The 14,472-nt window shown below is 42.5% G+C and carries 19 protein-coding genes and 1 pseudogene; 4 read left to right on the forward strand and 16 right to left on the reverse strand.

Annotated features, from left to right (window positions below; genetic code table 11):
• Positions 1-2 precede the first annotated feature (2 nt).
• Positions 3-905 carry a lipid kinase YegS gene (gene yegS, locus MMA19_RS07755; protein WP_240205924.1) on the forward strand — a complete coding sequence of 301 codons (903 nt, stop codon included), beginning with the start codon at positions 3-5 and terminating at the stop codon, positions 903-905.
• Between the two features lie 66 nt (positions 906-971).
• Here the strand turns inward: yegS and nagK are convergent, their stop codons facing one another.
• Positions 972-1,880, reverse strand: coding sequence for an N-acetylglucosamine kinase (gene nagK / locus MMA19_RS07760; protein ID WP_006074168.1), 909 nt, complete (start codon positions 1,878-1,880; stop codon positions 972-974).
• Positions 1,881-2,031: 151 nt separating this feature from the next.
• Positions 2,032-2,778 (reverse strand): tRNA-uridine aminocarboxypropyltransferase, encoded by a 747-nt coding sequence (locus tag MMA19_RS07765; RefSeq protein WP_240205925.1) that lies wholly within the window; start codon positions 2,776-2,778, stop codon positions 2,032-2,034.
• Positions 2,779-2,846: 68 nt separating this feature from the next.
• Here MMA19_RS07765 and MMA19_RS07770 point away from each other — a divergent pair, with 68 nt between their 5' ends.
• Entirely contained in the window at positions 2,847-3,659 is an 813-nt protein-coding gene (locus MMA19_RS07770) for a sterol desaturase family protein (RefSeq protein ID WP_240205926.1), read from the forward strand.
• A 2-nt stretch (positions 3,660-3,661) separates the two neighbouring features.
• Here the strand turns inward: MMA19_RS07770 and MMA19_RS07775 are convergent, their stop codons facing one another.
• Positions 3,662-5,701: a methyl-accepting chemotaxis protein gene (locus MMA19_RS07775; RefSeq protein ID WP_240205927.1), complete on the reverse strand. Its 2,040-nt coding sequence runs from the start codon at positions 5,699-5,701 to the stop codon at positions 3,662-3,664.
• A gap of 145 nt (positions 5,702-5,846) precedes the next feature.
• Here MMA19_RS07775 and MMA19_RS07780 point away from each other — a divergent pair, with 145 nt between their 5' ends.
• Entirely contained in the window at positions 5,847-6,317 is a 471-nt protein-coding gene (locus MMA19_RS07780; protein ID WP_006074175.1) for an NlpC/P60 family protein, read from the forward strand.
• 64 nt (positions 6,318-6,381) lie between these two features.
• On the opposite strand, the gene MMA19_RS07785 is transcribed toward MMA19_RS07780, so the two are convergent.
• Complete coding sequence (locus MMA19_RS07785; protein ID WP_006074176.1) at positions 6,382-6,726, reverse strand: DUF3802 family protein; 345 nt, start codon at positions 6,724-6,726, stop codon at positions 6,382-6,384.
• A gap of 178 nt (positions 6,727-6,904) precedes the next feature.
• On the opposite strand from MMA19_RS07785, the gene MMA19_RS07790 reads away from it, so the two are divergent.
• On the forward strand, positions 6,905-7,771 hold the full coding sequence (locus MMA19_RS07790) for a fructosamine kinase family protein (protein WP_240205928.1): 867 nt from the start codon (positions 6,905-6,907) through the stop codon (positions 7,769-7,771).
• A 4-nt stretch (positions 7,772-7,775) separates the two neighbouring features.
• On the opposite strand, the gene MMA19_RS07795 is transcribed toward MMA19_RS07790, so the two are convergent.
• The 12 genes and pseudogenes from MMA19_RS07795 to MMA19_RS07850 form a co-directional block, all read right to left on the reverse strand.
• Positions 7,776-8,249 carry an HAD family hydrolase gene (locus MMA19_RS07795; RefSeq protein WP_346657532.1) on the reverse strand — a complete coding sequence of 158 codons (474 nt, stop codon included), beginning with the start codon at positions 8,247-8,249 and terminating at the stop codon, positions 7,776-7,778.
• A 30-nt stretch (positions 8,250-8,279) separates the two neighbouring features.
• Positions 8,280-8,816 (reverse strand): annotated as a pseudogene (locus MMA19_RS07800) (GNAT family protein); the annotation flags it as partial.
• A gap of 12 nt (positions 8,817-8,828) precedes the next feature.
• Positions 8,829-9,197 carry an aldehyde-activating protein gene (locus MMA19_RS07805; RefSeq protein ID WP_240205929.1) on the reverse strand — a complete coding sequence of 123 codons (369 nt, stop codon included), beginning with the start codon at positions 9,195-9,197 and terminating at the stop codon, positions 8,829-8,831.
• Between the two features lie 38 nt (positions 9,198-9,235).
• Entirely contained in the window at positions 9,236-9,838 is a 603-nt protein-coding gene (locus MMA19_RS07810) for a LysE/ArgO family amino acid transporter (RefSeq protein WP_240205930.1), read from the reverse strand.
• A gap of 65 nt (positions 9,839-9,903) precedes the next feature.
• Positions 9,904-10,095, reverse strand: coding sequence for a CPXCG motif-containing cysteine-rich protein (locus MMA19_RS07815; protein WP_006074186.1), 192 nt, complete (start codon positions 10,093-10,095; stop codon positions 9,904-9,906).
• A gap of 112 nt (positions 10,096-10,207) precedes the next feature.
• The gene (locus MMA19_RS07820) at positions 10,208-10,633 is read right to left on the reverse strand and encodes a GNAT family N-acetyltransferase (RefSeq protein WP_240205931.1); all 426 of its coding nucleotides are present in this window, start codon (positions 10,631-10,633) and stop codon (positions 10,208-10,210) included.
• Between the two features lie 18 nt (positions 10,634-10,651).
• Complete coding sequence (locus MMA19_RS07825) at positions 10,652-10,921, reverse strand: hypothetical protein (RefSeq protein WP_236109859.1); 270 nt, start codon at positions 10,919-10,921, stop codon at positions 10,652-10,654.
• Between the two features lie 112 nt (positions 10,922-11,033).
• Positions 11,034-11,495, reverse strand: a complete 462-nt coding sequence (locus MMA19_RS07830) for a GNAT family N-acetyltransferase (RefSeq protein ID WP_240205932.1) — start codon at positions 11,493-11,495, stop codon at positions 11,034-11,036.
• 19 nt (positions 11,496-11,514) lie between these two features.
• Positions 11,515-11,928 (reverse strand): alternative ribosome rescue aminoacyl-tRNA hydrolase ArfB, encoded by a 414-nt coding sequence (gene arfB / locus MMA19_RS07835; RefSeq protein ID WP_006074195.1) that lies wholly within the window; start codon positions 11,926-11,928, stop codon positions 11,515-11,517.
• A gap of 7 nt (positions 11,929-11,935) precedes the next feature.
• Complete coding sequence (locus MMA19_RS07840; RefSeq protein ID WP_006074197.1) at positions 11,936-12,232, reverse strand: Dabb family protein; 297 nt, start codon at positions 12,230-12,232, stop codon at positions 11,936-11,938.
• 74 nt (positions 12,233-12,306) lie between these two features.
• On the reverse strand, positions 12,307-12,507 hold the full coding sequence (locus MMA19_RS07845) for a hypothetical protein (protein ID WP_063606343.1): 201 nt from the start codon (positions 12,505-12,507) through the stop codon (positions 12,307-12,309).
• Between the two features lie 112 nt (positions 12,508-12,619).
• Entirely contained in the window at positions 12,620-14,242 is a 1,623-nt protein-coding gene (locus MMA19_RS07850; RefSeq protein WP_231892976.1) for a mechanosensitive ion channel family protein, read from the reverse strand.
• Between the last annotated feature and the right edge of the window lie 230 nt (positions 14,243-14,472).

Here is a 14,472-nt window from a genome sequence, read left to right on the forward strand (position 1 = left end):
ATATGACTTATCGCCTCCTACTTAACGGAAAGAAAGCTGCTCAAGATAATATTAGAGAAGCCATCTATCAACTCCGTGGTGAAGGTTACCCTATAGAAGTCCGTGTGACTTGGGAAGGAGGCGATATTGAAAGATTAGTACAAGAAGCGGCGGATCAAGGCGTCTCTAGGCTCATTGCTGGAGGTGGCGACGGAACCATAAACGAAGTAGTTGATGCACTTCTAAAAAACAATATCACCACAATGGAAGTTGCGGTTTTGCCACTTGGAACCGCTAACGACTTTGCGACCGCCTGCTCCATCCCAACCAATTCTGCTTACGATGCCTTGCTATTAGCTGTTTCGGGAACGTCTAAGCCAGTTGATGCAGCGAGAGCGAATGACCGTCACTTTGTGAATATCGCTACAGCTGGGTTTGGTGCGCAAGTTACAGCAAACACACCTATTGCCCTAAAAAACTTCCTTGGCGGAGGAGCCTACACGCTCGCAGGCCTCGTTCAAGCCATCAACTTCCAACCTTTTAAAGGCACGGTGAAGTTTGATGGTCAAACTGTCACAAGCAATGTGGTTGTCGGCGCTATTTGCAATGGGAGAATGGCCGGTGGTGGCCAAGCGCTCTCTCCAACCTCCTTTATCAACGACGGCTATTTAGATGTGGTGTCGCTTGAGGAATTCACCCCCAGCGATATCCCTGCCGTAATTGAGGAGTTGATGCAAGATGATGGTTATAGTGGAACGTTCGTTAAACGTAATCAGGTAAAAACCATTGAATGGATTTCCGATGGTATCATGCCTGTAAATTTAGATGGTGAACCTATCGAAGCTACCAATATCGAGTTTTGTGTGCTGCCGAACACAATCCAATTGGTTTTGCCAGAGCGCTGCCCAATGCTAGTAAATCACTGATTTTCAGCTTAATGCAAGTAACAAAAAAGCGACCATTTCTGGTCGCTTTTTTCAATCCAATCAACACTACTTGATGTTAAGGAATGCAGCACCACGAACACCACCAGAATCTCCGTGCTTCGCTTTGACGATTTTCGGACACTTCGCTACAGACATTAGATATTTAGGGATACGCTTAGGCATTTCTTCATAAATAAGGTCGTAGTTAGATAGACCACCGCCTAACGTAACCACATGCGGATCGTTGCCCGTGAAGATGTTAGCGAAACAAATAGCCAAAAGTTCCATGAACATATCAACGAACTCAATAGCATCGGCGTCACCGGCTTCACGTGCTTTAATTATGTCGATAGCTTTCTTCTTTTCGCCGTAATAATTTGCATAAAGTAGCTCGAATCCACGTCCAGATAGGTAGTTATCTAAGCACCCTTTCTTACCACAGCCACAATCAAGAAGCGGCGCTTTTTCACCAAGGTGGAACCAAGCATCAATAGGCAGTCGCATATGGCCTAGTTCACCGGCTACGTGGTTACGACCAGAGAACACTTTGCCTTCGTAGATCAACCCACCACCAAAGCCAGTTCCAAGAATTAGACCCATTACAGACGGAGCATCTTTCAGTTCGTCATCCCATGCTTCAGACAATGCAAAGCAGTTTGCATCATTCTCAAGTTTCACTTCGCGACCAATCTTCGCTTCTAAGTCACTACGCAGAGGTTTGCCTTTCGCACATGCAATGTTTACGGTGAGTACAGTTCCGTCGTCAGCGTCTTCCATACCAGGCAGACCAAGACCTACTTTACCTTCGGTTCCAAGTTCTGCATCGTACTTAGCCACTAAACCTGCTAGGGTCTCTACTAGTAGCGGATAATCATCGCCTGGTGTAGGTACACGTTCTGTCGCAACGCGTTCAAGTTTTTCATTAAATGCACCAAATTCAATTTTAGTGCCACCGACATCAAAGCCGTAATACATGCAACTCTCCTTGCTAACCTCAACTTGAGGCAAAAAATAGATAACTGTTGGCATTATCCATATCCCTACCCCCTCAAACCGTGACGTAGAGCGGATTTATGCCCTTGTGCGAACTGCTTGTTCAACAAGCCATCACATTAGAACTGGAACTTTAGAGCGAGTTCTCGTTTTTTATTAGACCTATGAAATTATTCAGTGCTGGTCGCGACAAATCTGGGGAGAGACGCGTTTTGCTCAACATGTAACTTTCGCGGAAAACCGCGAACCATTCTCTCAATATCATCGAATGACGCAATGACCCGAATTGCTCAAAGACAATACTCGCAACTTCTGCGGTAGCAAGATGATCTTCGTTCTCTGACTTTCGCATCATATAGTTAGACAAAGCATCAGGCTTAATCGAACACACAGGGAACTGATTGAGATATGGTGACTTTCTAAACATACGTCTAGCCTCACGCCAACTGCCATCCAAAAGGATAAACAAGAGTTTCTTAGTTCCCTCTGCTTCGAACTGGTTTTGGTCGATTAAACGCTTTTTATCATCAACATAATCTTCTGGAAAGATTATGACGGGTTGATAGGTCTCATCTTTTAGCAGTGCAAGGAGTTCTGGTTGAGTTTCAGTTCGATGCCAAGGAAACGCATAACCTTCTTCGACCGTATCAAGTATCAGGCGGCCTGTATTACTTGGCTTAAGAATTTCCGCATCAGAAACCAACAGCAATACTGCAAAGTCATTGCTCGGTTTTGGCTGGTACTCACAAATACAATACTGTTGCGCAATTTGGCAGCTTTTACAACGTATGACTTTCGCTCCACGAGCATTAAATGGTTTAGTTGCCGCGGCTAGGCGCTCATCGTACATTTTATGGAAGGCGTGACGTCTCATTTTCATGGTATTCTAGCGAAAGGTGGCGGGATTCTACTCTGGTACACTTTGTAAGTAAAAGGAAACCCTATTCAATGGAACACAGTGACTCTATTCGATTGTCGATCTTTCTCTCTGTACTCATAATTTGTGCGGTGTGGGAGTGGTGTGTACCTAGAAAACATCGTACAAGGACACGACGTTTGCGTTGGATTAACAATCTCAGCCTAGTTGGCCTTAACTCTCTAATTCTCGCCTTAGTCATGCCACTTCTTGCCATAGAAGCTGCACTCTTTGCTCAGAAACATAGTATTGGGCTTTTTAACCAGTTCGAAGTGAACACATGGTTAATTGCCCCACTTTGCGTAGTGCTGTTGGATGCAGCAATCTACTTTCAACATATAGTCTTTCATCGCGTTCCAATCCTTTGGCGATTGCATAGAATGCATCACGCTGATCGGGATATCGACGTCACCACAGGCTCTCGATTCCACCCTATTGAAATCATCCTCTCCATGTGGATAAAAATAGTGATCGTGATTGCCTTAGGCGTACCTCCAATCGCAGTGCTTATTTTTGAAATTGTACTCAATGCCAGTGCGATGTTTAACCATAGCAACGGCAAGTTGCCTTTGAAGTTTGATGCCTTGCTGAGAAAAGTTATCGTGACACCGGATTTTCACCGTGTTCATCACTCGGAAATCGTCAAAGAAACTCATTCCAACTTTGGCTTCTTTCTATCCATCTGGGACATCTGGTTTGGAACTTATCGTGCTCAACCTAAGTTGGGGCATGATGGCGTGGTAATCGGTATTCCAGCCTTTGTCGAGCCAAAAGAACAAAGGTTGGACAAACTGCTTACCCAACCTTTTAGGAACGATGAGAACGACGCTAGCCATTCTCAGTAGAATTAAGCTTGGTTCAATTGATATTTATGTAACATCGATTGCTGGTGGCCCGCAATTTCCGCTACTTGCTCAGCACTTTCTACCATAGACTCCAACTGCATGCTCGAATGTTCACCTTGCTCAGTAACCTGAACGATTGAGCGGCCCACGTCTGCCGTGGCACGCTCTTGTTGTTCAGTAGCCACAGAAACTTGCTCTACCCTGTTACGTATCTGATTCACTGAATGGGCGATGTCAGTAAAAGACGTTTTTACTCGCTCGCTGGATTCCAAAGCAAAAGACATTTCTTTGCGTGACTCGACAACCGATTGACGTGAGTCTTGGGCTGCTTGGATGAGCTCCGACATCATTTGTCGAATGTTTGTGGTTTGTGCAGAAGTATCACTAGCGAGTTTACGAACTTCGTCCGCCACAACAGCAAAGCCTCTGCCCTTCTCGCCAGCCCTTGCAGCTTCAATAGCCGCATTTAATGCTAATAGATTAGTGTTATCTGCAATCCCACTGATCATATCCACCATCTCTTGTATCTGCTTCACTTTGCCATCTAGCTCAGTCATTGACGCTTCATTGTTGCCTAACGTCGTATCCAACATATGAAGTCGTTCTTGATTGTCAGATACCGCTTCCAAACCAAGGTTGGCATAACTATCCGCTTGTTGAGAATCGTTAAACGACGCAGTCGTCACTTGAGCTATCTCCTTAATCGATGCTTCCAGTTCTGTAACCGTTGTCACCATGCTATCTAGGGAGGCGTTTTGTGAACGCAAACTCAGACGAGTTTCCTCTGCCGCACCGTGACTTATCTCCGCCGTTTGATAGAGTGTTTCGCAGTTTCTCGTTACCACCTCAATCGAATCATGAGTCGACTCGATAACTTGGTTCAACTTTCTGGCGATATCTTGCATTTCAGCAGGCCCCGCTAGCATCACTTTGCCCGTTAGTTCGTATTCTGTGAGCCCTTTCAATTGAGAGATGATGTTCTTTAAAGGTCGATTTATCCATCGACGCAGAGAGAAGAAGATTACGACGATTGTTGCAATTAGAAATGTTGTAGCAGCAATTAACCATTGTGAGGTTGTATCAAGAGTATGATTCACTACGGATTGACTATCTTTTATTAGTGTCGAGGCAGTATCAGAGATTTGCTGTAGGAGTTGTACCGTGTCATCGGCTATCACAACAGCACGTTCCAACTCCACTTTTTGCTTTTCAACCACTTCTAGCCTGTCGAGTATTTGACTTAGTACACCACTTTGTTTGAATCCGTCCTGAACCATTTCATATGGTGCAATAAGACTGGCAAACTCTTTGACTTCAGGGTGCCAATCAGAGAAGTCTGCAAATGCTAGGTTGATTCCAGCGATTCGATTACGCATTTCACGATATTCACTTTTCGCTTTACTCAGTTCTTCTTGCATCATCATGACTAAGAACGTGCTCTCCATTGAGCTAGCACTCGCAATAAATCGACTCGCCGCATCTGAAGACAATGGATTGTCTTGAGACAGAATTAGGCTAATACGATTCATTTCAGGGCCAATAGAACTTAACCCATAACGGAATCCCGTCACTTGCTTATCTATACGACCTTTCATTGCAATGAGTTGAGACTGAAACGCCAATACGGACTCAGTAACGGATTGCAATTCAGCTATTTTTTCCCTGAGTTGAGCTCTTTGATCTTGAGTCACGGCACTATCTATCTTTTTTGCAATCTCGAACAGACTATTGACCCGGGTTTCACTAAGGCTAGTCAGCAGCGCGATACGTTCCTGGATAGCATTTAACTCTGCCTCAGAAGATAACTGGCTTCCATAGTTCAGTAACTTTACTTGTTCCAACGTATCTTGTGTTAAGGCTGCATTATTCATTGCCAGAGGGAGTACGCGATCCGATAAATTATCGAATTGATATTTTACTTGTGTTAATCCACTTGAACTTAGCCAACTTAGAGCAATAAAGAAGATACAGATTAAAACGAATATTGCGCTTAGTGAGTGAATTATTGAGGTTGGACGTTTTCGTTGTGTTGACGATGTCATAGCGATTCCGTTGCATCAATCGTAAAATTGCGACCAAATTTTGCGGATAAATAGTACAAACCGTTAATTTGGTATAAAATTATTCGGAAATGGTAGAGGCCGTTAATGACATATTTATTACACATAAATGTAAGCAGTGTGACAGATGAAAATTGTTAAATTATTGATTCCATACGGTATAGTGGCATTATTGACGGCTTGTTCAAGCCAACCAAGCCAAGCACCACACACACAAGTTAATTATAGAAGTGCTGAAAATGCACCATTTTTGGCTGAATACAAGAAATGGCAAGGCGTTCCTTATCGACTTGGTGGCACCAATTATTCTGGAGTCGATTGCTCGGCATTTGTACAGGCTGTCTATCAAGATGCTTATGCTGTTAGCTTACCCAGAACCACTGCGCAGCAAGTTAAAATAGGTCACAAAGTAGCTTACAATAATGCTCAAAGCGGAGATTTAGTGTTTTTTAAAACGGGAAGAAAAACTAGACACGTAGGTATTTATTTAGGTGGGAATACATTTATGCATGCCTCAACATCTAAAGGTGTGGTCCTTTCTCGACTAGACAATCCTTATTGGGCATCAACATTTTGGCATTTTAGAAATATTCAGTAATAGAATGCCTCCCTCTCAAAGAAATAAAATATCCTGAGAGGGAACGATCCTTTTGTTAATTTCTTTAATCATATATTGCAACAGCAGTATCAAAAAGATTTTTGACTAACGCTATATACTCTTCAAGAAATGCAACCTGCTCATTGGTGGCCGGCTTGTTCCAAACTCCAGCCAATACTTCTTCTAAATCTTGAATCACTAAATCTACTTCTTTTAGCAACTTAAATCGCACACTTGAATGAAGTTCTGGGTTTTGTTCAAACAACACCATAATGTTGGACGCGACCATGTCCGTGGACACATCTTCTATTGTTTCTTCGCCCGTATCTCCAGAAGTTGAAGTGAATACATCAAGATTCATGGCGAGATGTTCGATTAATGCCTGATAGCCGTCAGTATCTACAACCACGACTGAACTCCTAGCAATTGTTTAAATGACAAGAACTTAAACATAGCAAACCTAGTTCACGTTTGTAAGAACTAGTACGAAAAATCGCGCTGCACGTCAATGATTCTGTGCGCTGGCAGTATGTTATGTAGTCAATATTGTTCTACACTAGCCATAGATTGGCAGACGGGAGTAACTTATGTGGCAAGCGATTTCAGATCAGCTATCCGATGCACTCATGTTCAACTTTTCTATCAAAGAACGTGTCAAAATGAGCGGTGGCGATATTAACCAATGCTATATGATTAGCGATGGTGATCAGCGTTACTTCGTGAAAACCAATCACAAAGACTTCCTTGCTAAATTTGAGATTGAGGCGGATAACCTCAAAGCGCTCCGTGACACTAATACGGTTCATGTACCCGAGGTGGTGTTAATTAGCAAAACTAAAGAATGTGCGTTCATCATTCTTAATTACATCCCTGTCAAAGCTTTAGACGTGAGTACTGCCAGTCATCAGTTTGGAATTGAGTTAGCAAAACTGCACAAATGGGGTGAACAAGCCGAATTTGGCTTTGATCAAGACAACTATATTGGTGCTACTTTACAACCTAATCAGTGGCATAAAAAATGGTCCCGCTTTTTCTCTGAACAACGTATAGGCTGGCAACTACAGCTACTTAAAGAGAAACAAATCAGCTTTACCGATATCGACCAGTTTGTCTCCCTTATCAACGAGCAGCTCTCTGGCCATAACCCTAAACCTTCTTTGCTGCATGGCGACCTTTGGAACGGCAATGTGGCTAACTCAGCCTTTGGGCCTATTTGTTATGATCCCGCCAGTTATTGGGGAGATCGAGAGTGCGATCTCGCTATGACAGAACTCTTTGGTGGTTTCAGGCAGGAATTTTATGACGGTTATGAAAGTGTACTGCCCATTGAGCCTATGTTCGAGTATAGAAAGCACATCTATAATCTCTATCATGTGCTCAATCACTGCAACCTTTTTGGGGGCAGCTACCTCGACCAAGCTGAAGAGCTAATCTCAACGATTCAAGCCTCTTAGAGGTTTACTCGACCTTCACCTCTTTATCTAATATCTCAAGCAACGAGGCGAAGCCAACATCATACGGGTCGGACACACCACTCGAATTAAGCCAGTTGGTGACTAAGCCAACGGATTTAGCGGGTGTTATGTCCTTGTCCCTTTGATCGCCGGTCATCGTCAACTTGTTTGCCGGGATACCTAACTTGCCTGCGATGAGCCGATAGAATTCTGGGTGATTTTTAGAAACACCAAGATTGTTAAAACAGAAGTAGCCTGTGATGTATTGAGCTAAACCACCACGTTCAAATGCCTGTTTTATATCGATTTCATTAGAATCTTGTGCATTGGTCGCAACATAAATAGGATACTGCTTAGAAAGCGCTGACAACAACTCTACGGCACCAGAAACTACTTCAACATTTGACCAATCACACATTTTTCCAGTTTGTGTAGGGTCATCGACCATTAGAGTGTCACCCCAGTCAAACAAGTACACTCGGTCTCGACTCAACCAACGCTTGTAGAGCTCTTGCCACTCTTCACGCAAGACACCGTACTTTATCGAATCAAAGTACTCACCTAGGTAATAGCGAACTTTGCGTAGCCTTGCCTCTTGCGTCATTCCAAGCTTCTCGGCACATCGCATCATTCCAGGGTTTCCAGACCAAGTAGTAAAGCCTACTCGCTCGATCTCCAATGTTGCAAAAAGATGCTCCACCCATGGAATCAGCGCTTTCAACCCGATGCCCCTACCCCAAAGTGATGAGTCGTAAATGGCCACACCAGCTTCAAGCCAACGCGTGTTTTTATCTTCCCAATAGTAGCTAACACTGCCTATTGCTCGCCCCAAATAATCTATAACCAAGCCTGTGTTACCATCTAGGAACTTTTGGAACTGTTGCTGCTTAAATTCAGATAATCTTGGCCGAACATAACCGAAGTAAGGGCCGTTGTATTTCGTCCACTCTTCGTCAGCCGTCATAAGTTGATAAAGCGGCTCTAGATCTTCGGCTGACGCCTTGCGTAAGGTAATATCCTGAAACCTTAGTTTGGTATTATTCATCGAAATCCTTATCTAATCATTAAGATACTTCCAACTATCTGCACCATCAAAATAGCGAATGTGTATGGTACTTATCTTTTCTGGGGTCACCATTTTGAAATTGATAGCAACTTTCTGGGTTGGCGATTTATCCGTTGAAGTGTAATGCGTCACGCATCCGCATTCTGGACAGTGGTGAAAGTCGATAAAACCATCACCCCATTGATACGCCTTTGTCGGTTGACGTAATACTGAAACTGTCACCGAATCAAGCTCATAATAGCCCCACAATGTTCCATAACGACGACATACAGAGCAGTTGCAACTTGTTAAATTCGCCGGCCAGTTGGCAAAACTGAGAGTTATATTTCCGCAATGACATTGCGCGTTATGGTGAGACATTATTTTTTCCCTATTTACATTAACGATATCTAGCTAGGTTATAAAATTAAGTTAAGGGCGATGGATAACATAATAGCACCAACAAAGAGCTCCAATACTTTCCATGATATTGGTTTATGAAAGATAGGCGTTAGCAGTCGAGCACCGTACCCCAAGGAGAAAAAGAACACAAAGGAAGCCATCACAGCACCGAGCCCGAAAGAGAACTGATTCGGAGCATATTGGGTGGAAATAGAGCCTAGCAAAACAACGGTATCTAGATAGACATGTGGGTTTAGCCAAGTTAGCGCTAAGCAAATCAGAATGGTTTTTAGCAAACTTGCACTTGAATCACCTTCAGGGTCGAGTTGATGTTTGCTTTTGAAAGCAGAACGCAAACTTTGGAGCCCGTATACAGTAAGAAAAGCAGCCCCCGCATAACGAGCTACTATTTCGATTTGAGGAAACCGTTCAATAATTACACCGAAGCCGCCGACACCCGCAGAAATGAGAATGGCATCAGAAACTGCACATACAGAACACACTGCAAATACATAGTGTTTCTTTAGCCCTTGTTTTAGAACAAACGCATTTTGAGCACCAATTGCAAGTATCAACGACAGACCCAAGGAAAAGCCTGTCAAAAAAGTCGTTACATCCAAGTAAACCTCACAATCCTTTATCGAGGAGAGGTTATCTTGTAACGCGTAATTAATTGAATTTCAAGCTATGTTTCGTTCTCGTGTCTTACTGTTACAAACACATCATCACTGTCTAATGTGACCTCAAACAAGATTGGTCGACAACATACATAGCAGTCTTCAATATACTCTTGCTCATCAACGGAACAGTCAATTGATGTTTCAAAAGCCTCCCCACAATACGGGCAGTTTACCCGCCACTCTTTTAATGCTTCCATCGATTACACTCATGGTAGGTTTTATCAAAGTGTAGAATCGTAAAAAGAGATACTCAAATATGGCAGTCAGAGATATTTGTCGTCCAAGGTGCTCAATACTAACGCAGTGCTGCTACTCATATCTTAGCGTTGATAAAACTAACGACGCCTTTTTGTATGCCACGCCTTTTTTGTAAAATATGTCTCCTTCAATAACCATTCCAAATCTCTTATAGAAATCCAGCGCAGACTCCCTTGCATCGCACCAAAATACCTCAATATTTTGCCTTTCAAGCATGTTCAAGACAAACTCGATGACCTGTGAGCCAATACCCTGACCTTGGTAATCTGGAAGCGTTGCAAATTTACGTAACCTACCTTGATTACCATCGATAAATATCGAAGCAACACAGACCAACTTATCATCCACAAATGCACCGATATGTATCGCTCGGTTATCTCCTTCTACCAGCGAGCTCTCTATTGGTAAATCGGGCCACAGAACTTGCTGACGAATAGGTAGGACCTGTTCGAGTTCAACTAAAGATATTTTCACCACGTTATTATTACCTACTTTTTAATTTAACCAAGCGAGAGTTGCGGAAATTAGCAGAGGGAAAACGCCTGCAACAAATAAAGAAAAACCAAAAGAGTAGTTTTGTCGATAGTGCTTATGTTTTTCAGCTTCAAGATTATGGTCTCTAACCATTGCTCTCATCTTTTGAGACACAACATCGACGTCATAGGTTCGGCTTATTCTTCCTCCATCCCACGCCAAACCAGCCACGCCCCATAACACGATAGCGACGTAAAATGAGAAATCAGAAAGTTCGGATGTTTTCAACATAGGGAAAATGTAGCCAGCTATGCAGACCACAATCCCTGAACTTATATTCGCTATGAAAACGAAGCGAAATAGAGAGCCCATATTCAAAAGGCTTCTTTCAATCCGATCATGCTCATCTTGTCAGCGATTTCGTCATAAACACGCTATTAGGGTCAAGCGAGTAGCTAGCAAATGGTTCACACTCTACAAAGCCATTTCTTTGATATAGGTTTCTTGCTGGTTCGAAAAATGCTTCGGTTCCTGTCTCTAAACTCAGTCGTGTCAAGCCGTTTTCTGAGGCCTTACTGGTTAGATGAGCAAGCAGTTTTCTTGCTACTCCCTTGCCACGAGCACTCTCTGTCGTGCGCATCGATTTTATTTCACCATGTCCCGACTCAATGGTTTTTAAGGCTATACATCCTGCCAAATCATCTTCAAACCATGCAGTCCAGAACGTAATCTCTGGCTGACGAAGAGCATCAATATCAAGAGCATGAACACTTTCTGGAGGAGAAGTCGCGTACATGTCATCCAAATGAGCTTGTAAAAGGGCTTTTATTTCTGGACCTGTCAAATCATCCTTAATTATTTTCACTTTCTTTCCTTAACTAGATTTACAATATTGGCTTTCCACGTAGGGACTTCTTCTGCCCTTGCTTCTTCTTATTATCCACGCGTCTTATTTGCGATGAACGAGTTGGCTTTGTTGCACGACGTTTCTTTTGCACGACCATCACTGACCGAATCAAATCAGCTAGCCTCGCAAGTGCGTCTTCCCGGTTTTTCTCTTGAGTACGATGTGATTGCGCTTTAATCACAATGACACCTTCCTTAGAGATTCTAGAGTCGTTGCTTGCAAGCAAACGTTCTTTATATATAGCGGGTAGTGTCGAGCGTCTAATATCAAAACGTAGATGGATAGCAGAGGAAACCTTGTTAACATTCTGACCACCGCTCCCCATCGAACGAATTGCATTTAGCTCGATTTCCCAATCTGCCAACGTTACCGTATTAGAAATCTGTAACATGCTGAATTTAAACTGAGTAATCGAATACGATAATGTCGTCTAAAATCGGTCTGAACACCGATTTTAGAGCATCATGTTCGGGGTGAGGCAGATAGTTCTGTCGACCATTTTCATCCTTGAATGTCATCATTACGCTGTGCGTATAGGATTTATTTTTACCTTCTGGGCTATCGTTCACACCCCACTCTACCGCTTCCACTCCTGCTATTTTTTTGGGCATAGCCTCAAACAAAGCCATAAGTTCGTTAATGCTTTGCTCTGTTGCTTTTTCGTTGAATCGAATCAACAAGATATGTCTAATCATTACTAAAGTTCTACTTAGCGAATCAATCACTCGATACTACAGAAATTCAACCACAGTGACTAGACAAGGACATTTTAGTAGTGCCCCATTCCGCCATGAAAGCCGCTAAAAATGCCACCAAATATCATACCAAAGAGGCTAAATATCAACCCAAGGATGATCATAGCTGGTATTGATGCGATGGCGAACTTGACCATAAATATCACCATAGATAGAAATGGCATTTTGATGTCTACGACTGTCACTTCGCTATTCTTTGTATTTTCTTCCGTCATAATCGTACCTCTGAGCTTTTATATTCAACTTATTTAATAACTAATATTACAGATAATAAAAAGGCTCTAATTTATGAAATTAGAGCCCTATCAATGAATAATTGTGTTGATACTAAGCGTTAGACTCAGACTTCAATTTATCCACCATATGTAAATGCACGTCTTGTTGAGGGAAAGGTATAGAAATGCCCTCTTTATCAAAGCGTAATTTAACCTCTTTAGTCACATCCCAATACACATCCCAGTAATCATCTGTTTTTACCCATGGTCGAACGATGAAGTCTACTGATGAAGTATTCAGTGTATGAACTCGAATGTTAGGCTCTGGCGATTTAAGAACCGCAGGGTGAGCCTCGATAATCTCATGTAAAACAGATTCAGCTTTGAGCAAGTCATCTCCATAACCAATACCAAACACCATATCTACTCGACGAGTACGCTCGTGAGTAACGTTTTTGATAACGTCTCCCCAGATCTTACTGTTAGGAACAATGATAATTTGGTTATCAAAGGTGCGAATCGTGGTATTGACCAAACTCATATGACTTACCTTACCATCTACACCACCAGCAAAAACAAAATCACCAACATCAAATGGGCGGTAGATAAGAAGCATCATACCCGCTGCGAAGTTAGATAATGTATCTTGTAGCGCAAAACCAATAATCACACCTGCGATACCGAAACCCGTCAAGATAGGCGCTAAATTCAGCCCTATCTGTGACAGCCCAACCATGATACCGATAATCCAAACAATATTTCCCGACATAGACACAAAGAAGTTCTGCATCAAGTGAGAGAGCTTCAAGTTCTTGTTATGAACTGCTTTTGTCACAATCTTGCGTACCAGTTTTACAACGGCGCGTGTAACAAAAAGAATAAGAATGAAAATAAACACTTGGAATAGTTGCTGTGGTGCGTTATCGCCTAGCCAATCAACGGCGGCACTCCACCAATAACTCAACAGCGAAATCAACACTTTTGAATCTAAAATGTCTTGAGTGATATTCCCAGTTACAGAGAATACTTGTCTTTTATATTCAGACGTTTCTAAACCAACGTCATCACCTAGAACGATCAAATTACGAAGACTTTCTGTTTCAATGCCAATACGCTGCTTAAGCACTAACTGACTAGTTTGAAGTGCAGCTTTGTCTCCTTCTGGCGCCGATGCCAACTGAGAATTGATCGCCTCCACCTGTTGGTTGAAATATTCAATCGACGCTGACGTTAACCTCAGGTTTTTCGCGACTAGTACTTCAAACTGCGCTTCACCACTCTCATCCTGAACTCCAAGTTTGTTCAGCCACATCAGGTTTTGCCATGCCGCATTAAAGGTGGCGTTCAAATAGTCTTGAACTTCACTATAAGTATTTAAAATGGACAGTTTATTCTCAGCTTTAGCGCTATTGAACTGCTCTCCAACCGTTTTTAACTTATCTTCTAGATAAGTTTTCGCGCCTTCTGTATATTTTTGCTGGAACCGTACCTGTTCAATGAGCATATCTTTTGGTAAATCATTAGATTCAACCGCGCTACCGATGACATCTCTTAGCTCATTGTTTTTATTGAAGAGGCGGAATTGAATAGCGTCTTTTTGATCTCCACTAGAAGCTTTGAGTGATTCCGAAAGATCTCTTATCTCCGCGTTAATTTTGTCTAAGGCTACTTGAGCCTTTGGAGGTGGTACCCTAGTAGGAGTATCATCTTGAGCTAAGGCAATGCCACTCATCATCGACATTACGAATACAACAAATACTGCAATAGCATTAGTCTTTAAAAATTGAGGGAAACAAACACTCATTCACAACTCCCTGAAGGTGTTAAGTTTAGATTAATTGCTTTAATGATAGGTCATAAAACCATTTGTACACGCATCTCTAGATAGAGATTGATGACATGATCACCCTTGCCATAGTCTTCGGTGTCATCTGTATGAAAACTATCGACTATGCTTAGGTAGAT

The organism is Vibrio sp. CyArs1 (assembly GCF_022432925.1).
GTDB lineage: Bacteria > Pseudomonadota > Gammaproteobacteria > Enterobacterales > Vibrionaceae > Vibrio > Vibrio mediterranei.